We start from the raw sequence: 15,998 nt of genomic DNA on the forward strand, positions 1-15,998 counted from the left end.
TTAAATTTTTAAGTCTTTCAAAAGAACAAAAAAGAATTAGAAAAATACTTAATCTTTCTAAATTTTAACCTTTTATGCAATGGATTATTTCTGCAAAATTACAATTTTTATAAACCATCTAATTTGAGTAATTTTGAGGATTATAATTTTTGAATTTAAGCTGAAAATTATTGATCACAAAAACAGCTTTCTCTACACATTCAATTTGTCATTCCGTAGGAATCTCGGTTGATTTGATTAATGTACACTGTCTAGACTCCTACGGAATGACAAACATGACGTTGATTTCTAAGAAATAATTTGTGATCTTTTCGTTTGATTCAAGTTAAACAATTTATTTAAATGACTTTCTTCCATACATTCGAAGTTCGCTGGAGCGATCTTGACGCCAATAAACACCTTGCCAATTCATCTTACGTACAATATTGCGCGCAGACGAGAATGGCTTTTATGAAAAAAGAAAAAATGGGGGTTACCCAGATGAGCCGATGGGGAATTGGCCCTGTAATTATGCATGAGAGATTTTCATTCTTTAAAGAAATTTTTGCTGATCAAAAAGTAATTGTAAGCTTAGAAATCGACGGGTGTGCAGAAAATGCTGAAATTTACCGTTTCGTACATAAATTTTATCTTCCCGATGGTTCACACTGTGCCACCTCAGAAGCAACGGGAGTTTGGATTGACACCATGTTAAGAAAAATGACTTCTCCACCGGATGATGTAGTTGAAGCGATGAATAAATACAAAACTGCTGAAACGGTTTTAATGACGAGAGAAGACTTTAAAAAACTTCCTTTCCGTCCGGAAAATATTGACCCGGCAACATTCAGTGTTTAAAGTTCAATATTTATAGTTTGAAGTTGGTAAAACATCCATCATCCAGCTTCCATTATCCCACAATAAAAATTAAAATATGTTTGAAGATAAAGAACAAGAATTAACGCCGATCTCAAAACTGGGAGAATTTGGCTTAATAAAACACTTAACGGAATTTTTCCCCTTATCCAATGACTCTTCGGAACTTGGAGTAGGAGACGATGCTGCAGTGATTAATCCTGAAGGTAAAAAAGTTGTTTTAACGACCGATGTCTTGGCAGAAGGAGTTCATTTCAATTTAGGATATGTTCCATTGAAACATTTGGGTTATAAAGCAGTTGTGGTAAATCTGAGCGACATTGCGGCAATGAATGCAACTCCAACTCAGATTTTGGTTTCTTTGGCTGTTTCAAACCGTTTTCCTGTCGAAGCTTTAGAGGAATTATACTCAGGAATTCAGGCTGCTTGCGGAAGATATAAAGTGGACTTAATTGGCGGAGATACAACGAGTTCTAACGCTGGTTTGGTGATGAGCATTACTGCGGTAGGAATTGAAAATGAAGAAAATATTGTAAAAAGAAGCGGTGCAAAACCAAACGACTTGTTGGTGGTAACCGGAGATTTAGGCGGAGCTTATATGGGACTTCAAATTTTGGAAAGAGAACACGCTGTTTTCTTAGCCGACCCAAATATGCAGCCTGAAATGGAAGGTTTTGATTATATTTTGGAAAGACAGTTGAAACCTGAAGCGAGAACGGATGTAAAAGGCATTTTAGAACAATTAGACATCAAGCCAACTTCTATGATTGATATTTCAGACGGATTAGCTTCGGAAATTCTGCATCTTTCTGATCAATCCAATGTTGGTTTCAGATTGTATGAGGAGAAAATCCCGATGGATAATCTAACGATTACAACAGCAGATGAATTAAACTTAAATCCTGTCATGACCGCTTTAAGTGGTGGTGAAGATTATGAATTGTTGTTTACGATTTCTCCGAATGACTTCGATAAAATAAAAAATCACCCTGATTTTACGATTATCGGTCATGCTGTTGAAAAAGAAGATGGAAACTTTATGATTGCAAGAGGTTCTAATCAATTGGTCGCTTTAACGGCTCAAGGTTGGGATGCTTTTTTAAGCAATCAGCAAAATGATTAAAATTTAATTTTAAATATTGTGAAGCCACTGCATTTTTTGTAGTGGTTTTTTTGATGACAGTTTGCAAAAATTTAATCAGCAAACAATTTTAAATTTATAACTTTGTATAAAACAAAGTTTTATGGAAAATCTTTTAGTTATTCCTAAGAATAAAAAGCAATTAAACCTTTTAAAATCTTTACTTGAAGAAATGAAGATACAGTTCAGAACAGAAAAATCTGAACCTGAGGAAATTTCAGATGATTTAAAAATAAGAATAGATGAGGCTAGAAAAGAAAAAAAACAAGGTAAATTGGTGTCAATTGATTCTAAAAATCTATGGGAAAATATTTAATCAAGTACTCCAAGAGAGCCATTCAAGATTTAGAGTCTGTTAAAAAGTCCGGAAGAAAATCTGATATGAGAAAAATTCAGGATCTGATTTTAGAACTTGAGGAAACCCCAAGAGCAGGATTAGGTTTTCCTGAACAATTAAAATATAGTGATGGAGAAATATGGAGTAGACAAATTAATAAAAAAGACCGACTTGTGTACGAGATATTTGAAACAGAAATTTCTATAACGGTCATTCAATCGTTAGGTCATTATAATGACAAATAAAAATCCAGCTCCTTACATCTGGATTTTTATTTTATTTAAATGGAAATCTTACGCTTTCACAATATTCACAATCACTTCCAAAGCTTTTTCCATACTTTCAAGTGCCACATATTCGTAAGGTCCGTGGAAATTAAGTCCGCCTGCAAAAATATTCGGACAAGGCAATCCCATGTAAGATAACTGCGCTCCGTCTGTTCCGCCTCTGATGGCTTTTATTTTAGGCTCAATTCCTGCTTCTTTCATAGCTTTTGCGGCAAGATCTACAATGTGCATTTTTCCTTCGAACTGCTGCTTCATATTGCGGTACTGCTCTTTAATCTCCACTTCAGCAGTATTCTCGCCGTGTTTTTCATTAAAATCAGCAACTTTCTGCTCCATGAATTTCTTTCTGGCCTCAAATTTCTCTTCGTCATGATCTCGGATAATGTATTGAAGTTTACATTCAGAAACATCAGAAGTTACATCCATTAGATGATAAAATCCATCAAAACCTTTTGTGGTAGAAGGCGTTTCGTTTGCAGGTAATGATTGGATAAATTCTGCAGCCAACAGACTTGCATTCACCATTTTCCCGAAAGCATAACCGGGATGTACGCTCAATCCGTGGATTTTAACGACTGCTCCAGCTGCGTTGAAGTTTTCATATTCTAATTCTCCTACGACACCGCCATCCATTGTATAAGCGAATTCGGCTCCGAATTTTGCAACGTCAAATTTATGCGCACCTCTTCCGATTTCTTCGTCCGGAGTGAAACCAATTGCCATTCTTCCGTGCTTAATTTCAGGATGAGCAATTAGATATTCTGCAGCTGTTACAATTTCTGCACAACCCGCTTTATCATCGGCTCCGAGAAGGGTATTTCCGTCGGTCGTAATTAAAGTCTGACCAATATATTTTTTTAAACTTTCAAATTTTGAAGGCGATAAAGTGAAATTGGTTTCTTTATTTAAAACCAAATCTTCTCCCTGATAATTTTCCCAAACCTGAGGTTTTACATTTTCACCACTGAAATCCGGCGAAGTATCATAATGAGAAATAAATCCGATAGTCGGCTGATTATCATTTTCCAAATTGGAAGGAACATACGCCATAATATACCCATGATCATCAATAGAAATATCTTCCAGACCGATGGTTTTCAATTCTTCAACGATGTAATTGGCAATGTCCCACTGTCTTTCTGTAGACGGCGTCGTTTCACTTTCGGCGTCACTGGTTGAATATATTTTTACATAGCTGAGAAAACGGTTCAGTAATTTTTCTCTCCACATCGGGTTGAATTCTATTGTACTCATTTTGAATTATAAATTTTAACAAAGTTAGCAATTTTGATATTGGGAATAGGTTTTTGTTGCTTAATGTATCGGATCGAAATTTTAAATCGGAAATAAATTATTGATAATCAAATTAATATTAGCTTTGCTTGAAATCAGAACTAAATAGTTTAGTTTTATTATATTTGAGAAAATCAAAAGTAAAATGTTTCTTACCGAATGTCCGAGAGACGCAATGCAGGGTTGGGATGAGTTTATACCGACCGACAAAAAGATAGATTACATCAATTCACTGATGGATGTTGGTTTTGATGTGCTCGATTGCCTGAGTTTTGTCTCTCCGAAAGCGATTCCGCAAATGGCAGATTCTGCTGAGGTTGCCGAAAATATCGATAAATCTATATCCAACACCAAAGTTTCAGCCATTGTCGGAAATTATCGTGGTGCAGAAAAAGCATTGAAGCATCAGTCTGTGGATATTTTGGGGTTTCCTTTTTCTATTTCTGAAACGTTTCAGCATAGAAATACCAACAAAAATCAGGAGGAAGCTTTCGATGATATTGTAAAAATGCTTGAACTTACGAAAAGCGAGGGCAAAGAGCTGAATCTCTATTTTTCGATGGCGTTTGGAAATCCTTACGGAGAAATGTGGAAATGGGAAGATGTTGATTTTTGGGCAAGCCGTTTTTCAGAAATAGGAATTAAAAACATCTTACTTTCTGATACAACAGGCGTTGCAACACCGGAAACAATTGCTTTACTGTTTGAAAAAATTCCTTCAAAATATCCTCACATTGATTTCGGAGCACACTTCCATAACCGTTATGAAGATTCTTATTCTAAATTAAAAGCAGCTTACAATCAAGGTTGCAGAAGATACGATTCTGCCATCAAAGGAATCGGCGGTTGTCCCATGGCAAAAGATGATTTGGTAGGAAATATGCCGACCGAACAGGTGATTAATTTTATGAGCGTTGAAAAAGCGGAACACAAATTGAATTTACTCAATTTCGAAAGTTCTTATAACAGAGCGAAAGATATTTTTCATTTTTGAGACACCGTCTCTTTTATTTTAATTTAAAAATTATGACTTCAAAAATAACATACGTAGGAGATTTAAGATGTTCAGCAGAACATATTCAATCAGGAACTATTATTGAAACAGACGCACCAACAGACAATCACGGAAAAGGTGAGAAATTTTCTCCAACCGATCTGTGTGCCACTTCTCTGGCTGAATGTGTTTTGACCACCATTGCCATTTTAGGGAAAGAAAAAGGAATTAAGATTGACGGTGCACATTGTACTTTGCAGAAAATTATGGCAGCAAACCCGAGAAGAATCAGTGAGATTGTTTGTAATTTTACTTTTTCAGATACGTATTCAGACAAAGAGAAAGCTTTCATCGAAGAAACGGCGCATAATTGTCCGGTTGCAAAAAGCCTTCATCCCGATTTGGTACAAACGATGGTTTTCATTTATCAGTAAATTCTAGCCGCAGTTTTTCTGTGGTTTTTTATTTTTATTTCACGCAGATACGCAGAATTATTTAAGAGATAGGATAGGTTTAGAACTTAAGATGGAAATCAGACTTAATATTCCTGACCAATTTAACAATCTTAATGGTTCAAACAAAAATATAAATAAAAAAACTGCCAAATATTGACAGTTCTTATATCTTTTGATGAAGATTGACATTGCGGAGACTAAAAACTTCCAGCACCCCGCTTCCATCTTTCATCCTCTAAAGCATTCCCAGTTCAAACTTCGCCTCTTCGCTCATCATATCTTTGTTCCAGCTGGGCTCAAAGGTAAGTTCCAGATCAACTTCATTCACGTTTTCTACTTCTTTCACTTTATCTTTCACTTCCTGTGGTAAAGTTTCTGCAACAGGACAGTTTGGCGTGGTTAAAGTCATGATGATTTTTACATCTGCTTCTTCCGAAATCTGAACGTCATAAATCAACCCCAATTCGTAAATATCTACCGGAATTTCCGGGTCATAAACGGTTTTTAGTACTCTTATAATTTCTTCACCGATGTCGGCAATCTGATCGTCTGTAAAGTTCATCTGTTAATCTAAATTGATATTTCTCTGTAGTAAATCTTCCTGACGCATTCGTCTGAAAATGTTTGCCAAAGTTAAGACATCTTTTTCACAATAGTCGACTATTCGCTGCAAGTCTTTTTCTATGTAGTAAATTGATGAAACCATTGATCCGTCAATATCATCTTTTGGAGTAGAAATTCCAAAAACATGAGCCAGTAATTCTAAAGAAATAAAGCTTTTATAGTCGCCGAATTTCCATAATTCCATCGTATCGATGTGCGGAATTTCCCAAGGTTTTTTTCCAAACATCTGAAATGGAGTAGGAGGCATCATTCCATTAATTAAAAATCGCCTTGCGATCCACGGAAAATCAAATTCTTTACCGTTATGAGCACAGAGAATGACATCTCGAAGTCTCGGGCTGTTAAATATTTCGCCAAATTCCATCAGCAGTTTTTTCTCATCGTGACCAAAGAAACTTTTTATTTTTAAAGTATCATTTTTTTCGAGCATTCCGATGGTGATACAAATTATTTTGCCAAATTCGGCCATTATTCCGGCTCTTTCATAGAAATCTTCGGCAGAAATTTCATCTTTCCGCTGATGTCTGGTTTTTTTATCCCAAAGTTTCTGTTCGGTTTCCGGAATTTCGTTCCAGTCTCCGTAAAGTGGAACAGTCTCAATATCAATGAATAAAACTTTTTCTAAAGGAATATTTTGTATCATATCTGTGTTTGATTACGTATGAATTATATTATTTTAAACCTCATAGGTTTTTAAAAACCTATGAGGTTTATCCAATCTGAAGTCCGTTTTTTACAGGTAATGAAGGACTTAAAAGCGTTACATCTTTTTGGTTATCTCCGTAAACTCCCAAAACCAGACATTCACTGAAGAAATTGGCAATCTGTTTTTTTGGAAAATTAACAACAGCTAAAATCTGTTTTCCAACCAAATCTTCTTTGCTGTAAAGCGTAGTAATCTGTGCAGCAGATTTTCTGATTCCCAAATTTCCAAAATCAATTTCAAGCTGATAAGACGGGTTTCTTGCTTTCTCAAAATCGGCGACGGAAATAATAGTCCCGCTTCGGATATCTAATTTTTCAAAATCGGCCCAGGAAATTTCAGGTTTGATATTCATTGTGAATCGAGTTGATGTAATAATAATTCATGTCTGAAACAAAAGTATAAAAAATAGAGATAAAAAATCATTCAAAAATACTTTAATACCACACAAAAAATTTTTAACTTTACTCAAAACACAAAACAAATGTTGATAAAAATTTATGGAAGTTCTATATTCGGCGTTTCTGCCCAAACAATTACTATAGAAGTTAATATTGATACAGGCGGAGTAGGTTATCATCTTGTTGGTTTGCCTGATAATGCGATTAAAGAAAGCAGTTACAGAATTTCTGCCGCTTTGAAAAACGTCGGCTACAAAATCCCTGGAAAGAAAATTACGATCAATATGGCTCCCGCAGATTTGCGAAAGGAAGGTGCTGCTTATGATCTAAGCATTGCGATTGGAATTTTAATTGCTTCTGACCAGATTTCAGGAGAAAATGTTCAGGATTACATTATTATGGGAGAGCTTTCACTTGACGGAAGTCTGCAACCGATAAAAGGTGTTCTTCCTATTGCCATTCAGGCTCGTGAAGAAGGTTTTAAAGGAATTATTTTGCCGAAACAAAATACACGAGAAGCCGCAATTGTAAATAATCTTGATGTTTATGGGGTTGAAAATATCAAAGAAGTTATTGACTTTTTTAATGAAGGAAAACCTTTGGAGAAAGTAATTTTAGATACCCGAAAAGAATTTCAGGATAAAATAAACAGTTTCCCGTTCGATTTTTCTGAAGTAAAAGGTCAGGAAACTGCAAAAAGAGCAATGGAAGTGGCTGCTGCAGGAGGTCACAATATTATTCTTATTGGTCCGCCCGGAAGTGGAAAAACTATGCTTGCGAAAAGAGTTCCAAGTATTTTGCCGCCTTTAACTTTAAAAGAAGCTTTAGAAACCACAAAAATACATTCTGTAGCCGGAAAAATGGGAACGGAAACCTCTTTAATGACGGTTCGTCCATTTAGATCTCCACATCATACCATTTCAGATGTTGCTCTTGTCGGAGGCGGAAGTTATCCGCAACCGGGAGAAATTTCTTTGGCTCATAACGGTGTTTTGTTCTTAGACGAAATGCCGGAATTTAAAAGAACGGTTCTGGAAGTCATGCGTCAACCTTTGGAAGATCGGGAAGTAACGATTTCGAGAGCAAAATTTACGATTAATTATCCTTCAAGTTTTATGTTGGTTGCTTCAATGAACCCAAGTCCGAGTGGATATTTTCCTGATGATCCAAATAATACTTCGTCTGTTTTTGAGATGCAGAGATACATGAACAAACTTTCGGGACCGCTTTTAGACCGAATTGATATTCATGTTGAGGTTCAGAAGGTAGAATTTGAGCAATTGGCTGAAAAAAGGAAAGGCGAAAAGAGTGAGGATATCAGAAAACGTGTTTTAATAGCGCGTGAAATTCAGAATGAAAGGTATAAAGATTTGTCCATCAGTTATAACGCTCAGATTGGTTCTCGTGAGCTCGAGAAATTTTGTGAACTGGATGATGCGTCGTTCAACCTCATCAAAATGGCGATGGAAAAACTGAATCTCTCAGCAAGAGCATACGACAGAATTTTAAAAGTTGCCAGAACAATTGCTGATCTTGAAGAATCTGAAAATATTTTTTCTCATCATATTTCGGAAGCGATACAGTACAGAAGTCTGGATCGTGAGTTTTGGAATGTGTGAAGTTTTGTCTCTACCTTTAATAAAGATTTTATTATTCGGGAAAATAATCCTTGTGGTAAAAGAAGTTTAACTCGTTACTGAAATTAATATAATATTGAGATTTTTCTCTTGTTTCTTTCATCAGCGCTGGAATATTATTATAAAATTTAAGGTATTGGTTTCTGCTTTGGGATAAGTCATCGTCTAAACTTTCCCGACACAATCGACAGGAGTTTTTGTAAACAGCTTTTTTATCACAGAAATGACAGTTTTTGAGCTCATTTAAAAATTCGGTTCTGCAAACTGCATCGTCTGCTGACAACAGATAATCGGGAATTGTTTCCAGAAGCTTTATAAAATTAAGGTTGGAGAGAAAACCAAAATTCAAAACATAATCATCAAAGCCGTAATAAGATTCCACAATTCGATTAAATTCCAGCTCGATTGACTGGTTGTTTTCTGAGAATTCCAGATTAACATTTACAACTTCATCCCACAGAAAATCTGTACTATCACTTTTCACATTGCGATAAGTAAAGCTTTTATCTGATATGTTATAAATGCCATTGAAAGCTAAATCCTTTTGTGCACATTCCCTGCAGAGGATTTCTATCCAGCTGCCGCCGTTTCCTTGTACATGATCTTTATTGCCGCATCTTGAGCAGGTATTATCAATAAATTCCCGGTGTTTATCAATGATATCATGCATGTTTTCAGATAAATTACCTCCTGAAAAATGAAAATATCCCCATTTTTCTTTGGCTTGTATGTGCATTGATTTGTTCCAGCCACCCAGCAATAATTCATCAAACATTTTTCTGATTTCATCACTCCAACCGTCCGGAAAACAATTGATGAAAGACTTTATATAACTCTCATCATCATTAAATAAATTAATGTCAACATCTCTTCTTTTTAGCTCATTCAGAAGTAATTGTTGGTATTCTTCACTATTTCGATAATGGTAAACTAAAATTATGTCAACCAAATCACCATCAGATAAATAACTAAATTCATTACTCATGTTAAATCCCTTTTTTGCCGTCTAAAATCATCTGAATCATTTTTAGTTTTCTGTTTTCACGGGTTTCAGGTTTTTTGGCTTCCGCAATCCACCGGATGTACTCCTTTTTGTGGGTGTAGCTCATTTTATCAAATAAAATTTTTGCATCCCGATTTTCATTAAATAACTGTACAATATCTTCTGAGATTTCAATAATCCTTTCTTCTTTATCCTCAATTAAATGAAACTGAAACTTCATCACCAAAAGTTTTTCCCAGCTGTTTGCGGATTTCCTGTGTTAATCCTAAAATATGACAATCAGATTTCATTTTGGCTAAACTACCACGATATTCAACTTTGTAATCAAAAATTGCTTTAATCTTTACCTGACCTTTTTTATGAAATAATGCTTCGGTTGAAAAAGGAAATTCTACAAAAGCAGCGTTCATGTTTCCGTTTTGTTTAATAATGGCGTTGAAAATGATTTCCTTGTTTTCCATAATAATTTATCAAAAATAAAAAAAACCGCAGAACAGAATTCCACGGTTTCAAAAATATATTTTAAAAATTTACTTTTTCTTTTTTGCAGGAGCAGCAGTTTTAATTTTAGATTTTCCTGTATCAGCTGGAGTATTTTCGTCTCTTACTAATTTAAGTTCGTCTACAATTCTTCTTGCACCGGCATATTTATCGATCGTCCAAAGAACGAAACGGATATCTACACTGATTGTTTTCTGCCAATCGTTTTCAAATACGATATCACCGCTTAAAGCTTCGCTGTTCCCGTCGAAAGCAATACCGATAAGGTTTCCGTCTCCATCGATTACCGGAGAACCAGAGTTACCACCTGTAATGTCATTGTTTGAAAGGAAGTTTACCGGAAGGTAACCCGCTTTATCTGCATACTGACCGTAATCTTTAGCATTTTGAAGCGCAATTACTCTCTGTGGAAGATCAAATTCTTCGTCACCCGCTTTGTATTTTCCTACTAAACCTTCCATTGTCGTGTAATAGTTATCTGTTACACCAAAATAATTTCTGTCGTCTCTGATTGGTAACGTATCAATCGTTCCGTACGTTAATCTCATTGTAGAGTTTGCATCCGGATAGAATTTTTTCTCTGGCATCGCTTTCATTAAACCAGCTAAGAAAAGACGGTTGTTTTTAGCAAAACTGTCATCAAGCAAGATGTATTTTTCGGTTGATGTTTTTTGATCAGCTATAATTCCTCTTGCGATTTTTAAAAGTGGATCTGCATCCAGTTTTAAACGATCAGGATTCATAATATAATTCGTTACTGAAGTTTTGTTTGCAAACAACGAAGAGAACGCTAAAGTTGACAGGTTCTTAGAATCTAAAGCCATAATGGTAGGAGATGCAACACCTGCTTTTACTCTTGTTTGATAAAGATTTACTAAAGAATTCAACATTTCACCTTCAAGATTGGTGTTGATGTTATCATAAGCATCTTTTACAGCAGTTTCCAGTTTGGCTTTCATTGCTAATCTGCCTGCTAAATCCTGTTTTGCATATGCATCCAATGCAGGAGCCAATTGGTTGGCAAGAGAAAGATATTTAGCATTTCTTGTTAATAAGGAAGCATAATTTCTTTCTACATTTCTGTCTGAAACCTGTGAGTAATAGTTTTGAATTCTTTCTAAAACAGAATCATATATTTCATTTCCTGGCTGCAATGCCCAATCCTGAAATTTCTTTTCAAGTTCTCTTTTATCAGTAATGGTACCGTTTTTTTCAACAGCATCAATGGTTCCCTGTCTGTTTTTCCAGTAGTTGGCTACAGAAGCATATTGAGAAGCGTAACCCAACTGAGTTGCTTTATCTTTATCCATATACTTCTTCATGATATCCATTGCCATTTTAGAAGTTTCTACCCAAGCCGGATAATCTTTTGTAACCATTTGCTCAATTCCATAAGATGTTAAGTAACGGTTTGTTCTTCCAGGGTATCCTAAAATCATTGAGAAATCTCCCGGCTTAATTCCTTTTAGAGAAACCGGTAAGAAATGTTTAGGCTTTAAAGGAACGTTTGTAGGCTTAAATTCTGCCGGATTTCCTGCTGCATCAGCATACACTCTGAATACGGTAAAATCTCCTGTATGTCTTGGCCATTCCCAGTTATCGGTATCTCCACCGAATTTTCCGATTGCAGATGGTGGTGCACCTACTAATCTGATATCTTTATAATCCTGATAAACGAAGAAATAAAACTCGTTTCCGTTGAAGAAATCTTTTACGACAACAGTATATTTTCCGTTTTCAGAATTTTCTGCCTGAATTGCTTTTGTTTCAGCTTCAATAACAGCTTTTCTGTCAGCTGCAGACATATTGTTGCTTAATTTAGAATTGATTCTCTGTGTAGCGTCATCCATTCTTACCAAAAATCTTACGTAGAGATCTTTAGAGTTGAATTCTTCTTTTTCATTTTTTGCCCAGAAACCATTCTTCAGGTAATCTTTTTCCGGAGTAGAAGCCGCAGCAACTGCACCGTAACCACAGTGGTGATTTGTAAAGATCAAACCTTTGTCTGATACAATTTCTCCTGTACAGAAACCTCCAAAACTTACAATTGCATCTTTCATGCTGGAGTTGTTTACAGAATAAATCTCTTCAGGAGTCAAATGCAGACCTTCTTTCTGCATATCAACACCATTAAGTCGTTTGATGAGCATCAATAGCCACATCCCTTCGTCTGCTCTCATCTGAGCAAAACCTAACAAGAAAGTGAATAGTAAAAATATTCTTTTCATTTTTTAAAATAATTTTAGTGGGGCTAATTTACTAATTTTTACTGTATTTATGATTTAAATGGTACGAAAATGGGTATCTGTGCATTATGAAGAAGTTTTTAACAATATTTACCGGAGTTATTTGTTTAGGATTTGTCTTAAATTGCTCCTCTGCGAAGATGGAAAATCAGCACATTCAGAGACAATGGATGATGGTTTCCTTTGGCCAGTTTACAAAAGATCAGTTGATGAAAAACAAGGCAGAAATTAATCTTACAGCCGAAAAGAAGGACGGCAAAATAAGAGGAACTGCTTTTGTGGGTTGCAACAGAATGTTTTTTAATTCTGAATTCAAATCTAAAAACAAGATTGAAATTTCCGGAGTTGGAAGCACTTTGATGGCTTGTCAGGAAATGGATTTAGAAACAAAATTCACAAAATCTTTTGAAAAAATGAGTCATTATCAAATTGAGGGTCACTTTCTGACGCTTTCTGATGATAATGGAAATCAGATGAAATTTATTGCTGCAGATTGGGATTAAAAAGATAAAGTCCGTAAAATAATGCGGACTTTATCAAACTAAAATTATAAAAGAGATCATTAATTTTTAGGAATCGTTTTTTTGATTTCCTCTAAAGTTGCTGTGTTGGGAAGTCTTGGAATATTGTCATTCGAACTTCTTGAAACATTACTTTTTTTTGGTTCTCTTGCCGGAATTGCTGCTAAAATTTCTTCCATTGAAGCGGTATTTGGCAAAAGTTTTCCGGAATTATTTTCAGAAGGTTGAGCTTTTTGCTTTTCTTTTACTTCGAGACCTTGTTCTGAAACCAATCCTGTTCTGGGTTTTTTGTTAGCGTTTTCCTGAGCTTCTTTGATTATTTTTGCTTCAAACTCTTTTGACTCTTTGTAGTTTTCAACTTGCTGCGTATCTACAGATTTTTTGTCCTGTTGTGCATAAATATTTAGACTAGATGCTAAAAATGCAATGATATATAGTGATTTCATGAGTAGATTATTTAATGTTAACTAATACTTTTATTTTTCCGATTTCATTTTGATTGTAATCCTGAAGTGCTTTCCCAAGAACCTGCCCGATTTGTACTTTTTTCATGTCTGCCTTCATGGCAACTCCTGCTTTTGATGAAGTTACCAAAAGATCTCCTCTTTTAATTGTACCCCCTTCGAGACAAACTTTAGTAGGAATTACTCCAATTACGCCCATCGGAACTTTGTCTGAAATATCTGCATCAACATTTTCTTCAGTCAATAAAACTCCGGGTTTTGTAGCATAAACTCCCGAAACTAAAGACGAGTAAGGTTTTGAAGATTTTTCTACCGCTCTGTCGCTTGAAGTTGAGATTACTAAGACGTCACCCATTTCGTATTCTGAAATATTTCCTTCCACATCAAATGCTTCAGCTAAGTCAGCACCGCTGTTTTGAGTTCCTCCATTGAAAAATGCCTGTCCGGATTTATTAATCCTTGCAACGTTTGCTCCTGCACTTTGAAAAATTGCGATATTTCCGCTTGCTCCGGTATGATTTACAAAAAATCCGGTTCCGGTTCCGGCATTGGTTACAGACAAAACAGGTGTTGAATTGGCGGCATTAAAATTCCTGAAATATCCCGCTCTTCCTGTTCCGAAGTTTGGAACCCAACCATACATTGCGCTTCCGCTTCCGTCTACCGTAGACTCAATACCGTCTCCTGAATTTTTGGCATTTGCAGTAATTCCGTTTCCATTTCCATTAGCTAAGGCAATCAAAGCGGGCCCATTTCCTGAAGCATTACTTGCATAAAACAAACCTGCAAAACCTCCTGTTCCGGCAGATTCACCATAAATTCCTGCTGTTCCGAAGTTGGCAAACTGAGAATTTACTTTTCCTTTTACAGCAGGTGAAATTCCATTGGTATTATCCACGAAGAAATCTCCGGCAATAGCATTTCCTACCGTTGTCGCACTAAGAACTGTACTTGTATTTGATGCATTGAAGTTTTTAAATTCTGCAGCTTTTCCTGTGCTGAATGTTGGAATCCAACCATAAATTGCACGCCCTGTTCCATCTACGTTGGCTTCTATTGCATCACCATCTTTCCCAGCATTGGCTCTGATTGCATCACCATTTCCGTCGGTAATAGCAACTAGAGCATTACCATTTCCTGCGGTATTAGCAGCATGGAAAAGTCCTGCAAAACCACCTGTTCCAGAAGAAACCCCGAAAATACCTGCGGCTCCAAAGTTTCCGAAAATTGTTTTTACTTCTCCTCTTATTGCAGCTGAAACACTGTTTGTATTATTAACCAGGAAATTTGAGGCATTGCCTAATGTATTATCAGGGATGTTTCCATTACTGTTGGTTTCTACCTCAAATGTATTTCTGTCATTTGTGGCATTAAAATTTTGAAATCTTCCTGCTCTGCCTTTGCTGTTATTGACACCGACTCTGCCATAAACTCCTATACCGTTCCCCGATGTATTTGTTGCAACAAAACCATGTACACCGTAACCGCCACCGTCATTTCTTCCGACTACTGCTCCTGCAATATCGCTTGTATTTCTTCCAACGATCGCTTCACCATCTCCATTGTTATCACCGATAATACCTGCAGAACTTTGAGCGCTTGTAATTCCCTGTACAGCAAAACCGCTTCCTGAATTACTTACAACCCCATTTCCGTTTCCTGTTGTTGACACATTTACCACAGTTCCGTTTCCTACGGTATTGGCATTCAAAACATTATTGTTGTTAGCATTATTAAATATAGAAACTGAAGCAGCAATTCCGTTTGTGCTCGTTGCTGTTAATCCTGTTCCGGAATTACTGTTTGCGTAAACTCCCGTTCCTGCCGCTGAAGCATTTCCGTATACTCCAAGTCCTGCCGGAGTCACACCATAAATTCCCCATCCGCTTCCTGCTTGAGAACCGTAAACGCCGATTCCTAAACCGCTTGTTCCGTTATTAATTCCGCGTACAGCAGAAGAAAATCCTCCCGGAGCTGTGCTGTTTACAATTCCCCGAACTGATGCAATGTTTGATGTTGTGGTGTTATTTATGCCTTCCAACGAAGTTCCGTCGCCGTCATTTGTTATTGAAAATAAACTGGCTGCATTATTTGCTGTTGCAGTGTATGGTAAAGTCAAACTTCCTCCAGAGCTTCCCGAAGTTTTAGCATACATCGCATACGGAACGCTTAATAATTGACTGGTTCCTGCAATAGAGTATGTTGTTCCTCCTGTAGGATCGGTTTCTGTTTTCAGATAATAATTTCCCGATGCCCAGTTGATGCTGGCAAAAGTTCCGGAAAGTACGGTTCCTGTTCCGATTTCAAGGCTTACCAAACCGTTGGTATTGGTTGTTCCTGTTAATCTTTCAGAATAAACTACCGTTCCCGATGAAGATCCCTGAAGTACGCTTACTTTTACTCCGATGTTTTGATTAATTAATAATTGCCCCCCTGTATTTCTTATTACCGCCTGGTAACTCATTTTTTCAGGAGCCTGAGCTGAAACTAAATGACAGCCTAATAAAATTCCGACTGTTAGTAAAATTTTTTTCAT

Annotated in this window: 18 protein-coding genes; 8 read left to right on the forward strand and 10 right to left on the reverse strand. The window is 36.3% G+C overall.

Going from position 1 to position 15,998, the window contains the following annotated elements:
• Positions 1–342 precede the first annotated feature (342 nt).
• The 4 genes from ACOOWA_RS16585 to ACOOWA_RS16600 all read left to right on the forward strand — a co-directional run bounded on the left by ACOOWA_RS16585 (position 343) and on the right by ACOOWA_RS16600 (position 2,578).
• On the forward strand, positions 343–837 hold the full coding sequence (locus tag ACOOWA_RS16585) for an acyl-CoA thioesterase (protein WP_421376889.1): 495 nt from the start codon (positions 343–345) through the stop codon (positions 835–837).
• Positions 838–913: 76 nt separating this feature from the next.
• A complete protein-coding gene (gene thiL, locus ACOOWA_RS16590; RefSeq protein WP_421376890.1) occupies positions 914–1,978 on the forward strand; it encodes a thiamine-phosphate kinase in 1,065 nt (354 codons plus the stop codon).
• Between the two features lie 121 nt (positions 1,979–2,099).
• Positions 2,100–2,312 carry a DUF2683 family protein gene (locus ACOOWA_RS16595; RefSeq protein ID WP_421376892.1) on the forward strand — a complete coding sequence of 71 codons (213 nt, stop codon included), beginning with the start codon at positions 2,100–2,102 and terminating at the stop codon, positions 2,310–2,312.
• Positions 2,297–2,578, forward strand: coding sequence for a Txe/YoeB family addiction module toxin (locus ACOOWA_RS16600; protein WP_421376893.1), 282 nt, complete (start codon positions 2,297–2,299; stop codon positions 2,576–2,578). Before ACOOWA_RS16595 ends, ACOOWA_RS16600 begins: the two co-directional genes overlap by 16 nt.
• 48 nt (positions 2,579–2,626) lie before the next feature.
• On the opposite strand, the gene pepT is transcribed toward ACOOWA_RS16600, so the two are convergent.
• Positions 2,627–3,874, reverse strand: coding sequence for a peptidase T (gene pepT, locus ACOOWA_RS16605; RefSeq protein ID WP_421376895.1), 1,248 nt, complete (start codon positions 3,872–3,874; stop codon positions 2,627–2,629).
• A gap of 184 nt (positions 3,875–4,058) precedes the next feature.
• Between pepT and ACOOWA_RS16610 the strand changes: the two genes are divergently transcribed.
• Entirely contained in the window at positions 4,059–4,907 is an 849-nt protein-coding gene (locus ACOOWA_RS16610) for a hydroxymethylglutaryl-CoA lyase (RefSeq protein ID WP_421376897.1), read from the forward strand.
• Positions 4,908–4,939: 32 nt separating this feature from the next.
• Positions 4,940–5,341, forward strand: a complete 402-nt coding sequence (locus ACOOWA_RS16615; protein WP_421376899.1) for an OsmC family protein — start codon at positions 4,940–4,942, stop codon at positions 5,339–5,341.
• A gap of 256 nt (positions 5,342–5,597) precedes the next feature.
• On the opposite strand, the gene ACOOWA_RS16620 is transcribed toward ACOOWA_RS16615, so the two are convergent.
• From ACOOWA_RS16620 to ACOOWA_RS16630, 3 genes are all read right to left on the reverse strand, one after another.
• Entirely contained in the window at positions 5,598–5,924 is a 327-nt protein-coding gene (locus tag ACOOWA_RS16620; RefSeq protein ID WP_421376900.1) for an SUF system Fe-S cluster assembly protein, read from the reverse strand.
• A 3-nt stretch (positions 5,925–5,927) separates the two neighbouring features.
• Positions 5,928–6,629 carry a 3'-5' exonuclease gene (locus ACOOWA_RS16625; RefSeq protein ID WP_421376901.1) on the reverse strand — a complete coding sequence of 234 codons (702 nt, stop codon included), beginning with the start codon at positions 6,627–6,629 and terminating at the stop codon, positions 5,928–5,930.
• A gap of 67 nt (positions 6,630–6,696) precedes the next feature.
• Positions 6,697–7,044, reverse strand: coding sequence for a tRNA-binding protein (locus ACOOWA_RS16630; RefSeq protein ID WP_421376902.1), 348 nt, complete (start codon positions 7,042–7,044; stop codon positions 6,697–6,699).
• Positions 7,045–7,173: 129 nt separating this feature from the next.
• Here ACOOWA_RS16630 and ACOOWA_RS16635 point away from each other — a divergent pair, with 129 nt between their 5' ends.
• The gene (locus tag ACOOWA_RS16635; protein ID WP_421376904.1) at positions 7,174–8,709 is read left to right on the forward strand and encodes a YifB family Mg chelatase-like AAA ATPase; all 1,536 of its coding nucleotides are present in this window, start codon (positions 7,174–7,176) and stop codon (positions 8,707–8,709) included.
• Between the two features lie 31 nt (positions 8,710–8,740).
• Here the strand turns inward: ACOOWA_RS16635 and ACOOWA_RS16640 are convergent, their stop codons facing one another.
• The 4 genes from ACOOWA_RS16640 to ACOOWA_RS16655 all read right to left on the reverse strand — a co-directional run bounded on the left by ACOOWA_RS16640 (position 8,741) and on the right by ACOOWA_RS16655 (position 12,459).
• The gene (locus tag ACOOWA_RS16640; protein ID WP_421376906.1) at positions 8,741–9,712 is read right to left on the reverse strand and encodes a hypothetical protein; all 972 of its coding nucleotides are present in this window, start codon (positions 9,710–9,712) and stop codon (positions 8,741–8,743) included.
• Position 9,713: 1 nt separating this feature from the next.
• The gene (locus ACOOWA_RS16645; protein WP_421376908.1) at positions 9,714–9,950 is read right to left on the reverse strand and encodes a YdeI/OmpD-associated family protein; all 237 of its coding nucleotides are present in this window, start codon (positions 9,948–9,950) and stop codon (positions 9,714–9,716) included.
• Complete coding sequence (locus ACOOWA_RS16650; RefSeq protein ID WP_421376909.1) at positions 9,925–10,191, reverse strand: DUF1905 domain-containing protein; 267 nt, start codon at positions 10,189–10,191, stop codon at positions 9,925–9,927. The genes ACOOWA_RS16645 and ACOOWA_RS16650 overlap by 26 nt, the downstream gene beginning before the upstream one ends.
• A 69-nt stretch (positions 10,192–10,260) precedes the next feature.
• Positions 10,261–12,459, reverse strand: a complete 2,199-nt coding sequence (locus ACOOWA_RS16655) for a S46 family peptidase (RefSeq protein WP_421376910.1) — start codon at positions 12,457–12,459, stop codon at positions 10,261–10,263.
• Between the two features lie 158 nt (positions 12,460–12,617).
• Between ACOOWA_RS16655 and ACOOWA_RS16660 the strand changes: the two genes are divergently transcribed.
• Positions 12,618–12,980, forward strand: coding sequence for an META domain-containing protein (locus ACOOWA_RS16660; protein WP_421376911.1), 363 nt, complete (start codon positions 12,618–12,620; stop codon positions 12,978–12,980).
• Positions 12,981–13,039: 59 nt separating this feature from the next.
• On the opposite strand, the gene ACOOWA_RS16665 is transcribed toward ACOOWA_RS16660, so the two are convergent.
• Positions 13,040–13,444, reverse strand: a complete 405-nt coding sequence (locus ACOOWA_RS16665; RefSeq protein WP_421376913.1) for a hypothetical protein — start codon at positions 13,442–13,444, stop codon at positions 13,040–13,042.
• Between the two features lie 7 nt (positions 13,445–13,451).
• Positions 13,452–15,998, reverse strand: a complete 2,547-nt coding sequence (locus ACOOWA_RS16670; protein WP_421376914.1) for a beta strand repeat-containing protein — start codon at positions 15,996–15,998, stop codon at positions 13,452–13,454.

Origin of the sequence: Chryseobacterium sp. GP-SGM7 (assembly GCF_049166575.1) — a bacterium.
GTDB lineage: Bacteria > Bacteroidota > Bacteroidia > Flavobacteriales > Weeksellaceae > Chryseobacterium.

What these genes read in the sequence shown, in the direction of transcription:
- ACOOWA_RS16640 (WP_421376906.1), bottom strand. Translation starts at nt 9,712, where the DNA reads ATGAGTAATGAATTTAGTTATTTATCTGATGGTGATTTGGTTGACATA.
- ACOOWA_RS16615 (WP_421376899.1), top strand. Translation starts at nt 4,940, where the DNA reads ATGACTTCAAAAATAACATACGTAGGAGATTTAAGATGTTCAGCAGAA.
- thiL (WP_421376890.1), top strand. Translation starts at nt 914, where the DNA reads ATGTTTGAAGATAAAGAACAAGAATTAACGCCGATCTCAAAACTGGGA.
- ACOOWA_RS16620 (WP_421376900.1), bottom strand. Translation starts at nt 5,924, where the DNA reads ATGAACTTTACAGACGATCAGATTGCCGACATCGGTGAAGAAATTATA.
- pepT (WP_421376895.1), bottom strand. Translation starts at nt 3,874, where the DNA reads ATGAGTACAATAGAATTCAACCCGATGTGGAGAGAAAAATTACTGAAC.
- ACOOWA_RS16665 (WP_421376913.1), bottom strand. Translation starts at nt 13,444, where the DNA reads ATGAAATCACTATATATCATTGCATTTTTAGCATCTAGTCTAAATATT.
- ACOOWA_RS16660 (WP_421376911.1), top strand. Translation starts at nt 12,618, where the DNA reads ATGGAAAATCAGCACATTCAGAGACAATGGATGATGGTTTCCTTTGGC.
- ACOOWA_RS16630 (WP_421376902.1), bottom strand. Translation starts at nt 7,044, where the DNA reads ATGAATATCAAACCTGAAATTTCCTGGGCCGATTTTGAAAAATTAGAT.
- ACOOWA_RS16650 (WP_421376909.1), bottom strand. Translation starts at nt 10,191, where the DNA reads ATGGAAAACAAGGAAATCATTTTCAACGCCATTATTAAACAAAACGGA.
- ACOOWA_RS16595 (WP_421376892.1), top strand. Translation starts at nt 2,100, where the DNA reads ATGGAAAATCTTTTAGTTATTCCTAAGAATAAAAAGCAATTAAACCTT.
- ACOOWA_RS16585 (WP_421376889.1), top strand. Translation starts at nt 343, where the DNA reads ATGACTTTCTTCCATACATTCGAAGTTCGCTGGAGCGATCTTGACGCC.
- ACOOWA_RS16600 (WP_421376893.1), top strand. Translation starts at nt 2,297, where the DNA reads ATGGGAAAATATTTAATCAAGTACTCCAAGAGAGCCATTCAAGATTTA.
- ACOOWA_RS16610 (WP_421376897.1), top strand. Translation starts at nt 4,059, where the DNA reads ATGTTTCTTACCGAATGTCCGAGAGACGCAATGCAGGGTTGGGATGAG.
- ACOOWA_RS16645 (WP_421376908.1), bottom strand. Translation starts at nt 9,950, where the DNA reads ATGAAGTTTCAGTTTCATTTAATTGAGGATAAAGAAGAAAGGATTATT.
- ACOOWA_RS16625 (WP_421376901.1), bottom strand. Translation starts at nt 6,629, where the DNA reads ATGATACAAAATATTCCTTTAGAAAAAGTTTTATTCATTGATATTGAG.
- ACOOWA_RS16635 (WP_421376904.1), top strand. Translation starts at nt 7,174, where the DNA reads ATGTTGATAAAAATTTATGGAAGTTCTATATTCGGCGTTTCTGCCCAA.
- ACOOWA_RS16655 (WP_421376910.1), bottom strand. Translation starts at nt 12,459, where the DNA reads ATGAAAAGAATATTTTTACTATTCACTTTCTTGTTAGGTTTTGCTCAG.
- ACOOWA_RS16670 (WP_421376914.1), bottom strand. Translation starts at nt 15,998, where the DNA reads ATGAAAAAAATTTTACTAACAGTCGGAATTTTATTAGGCTGTCATTTA.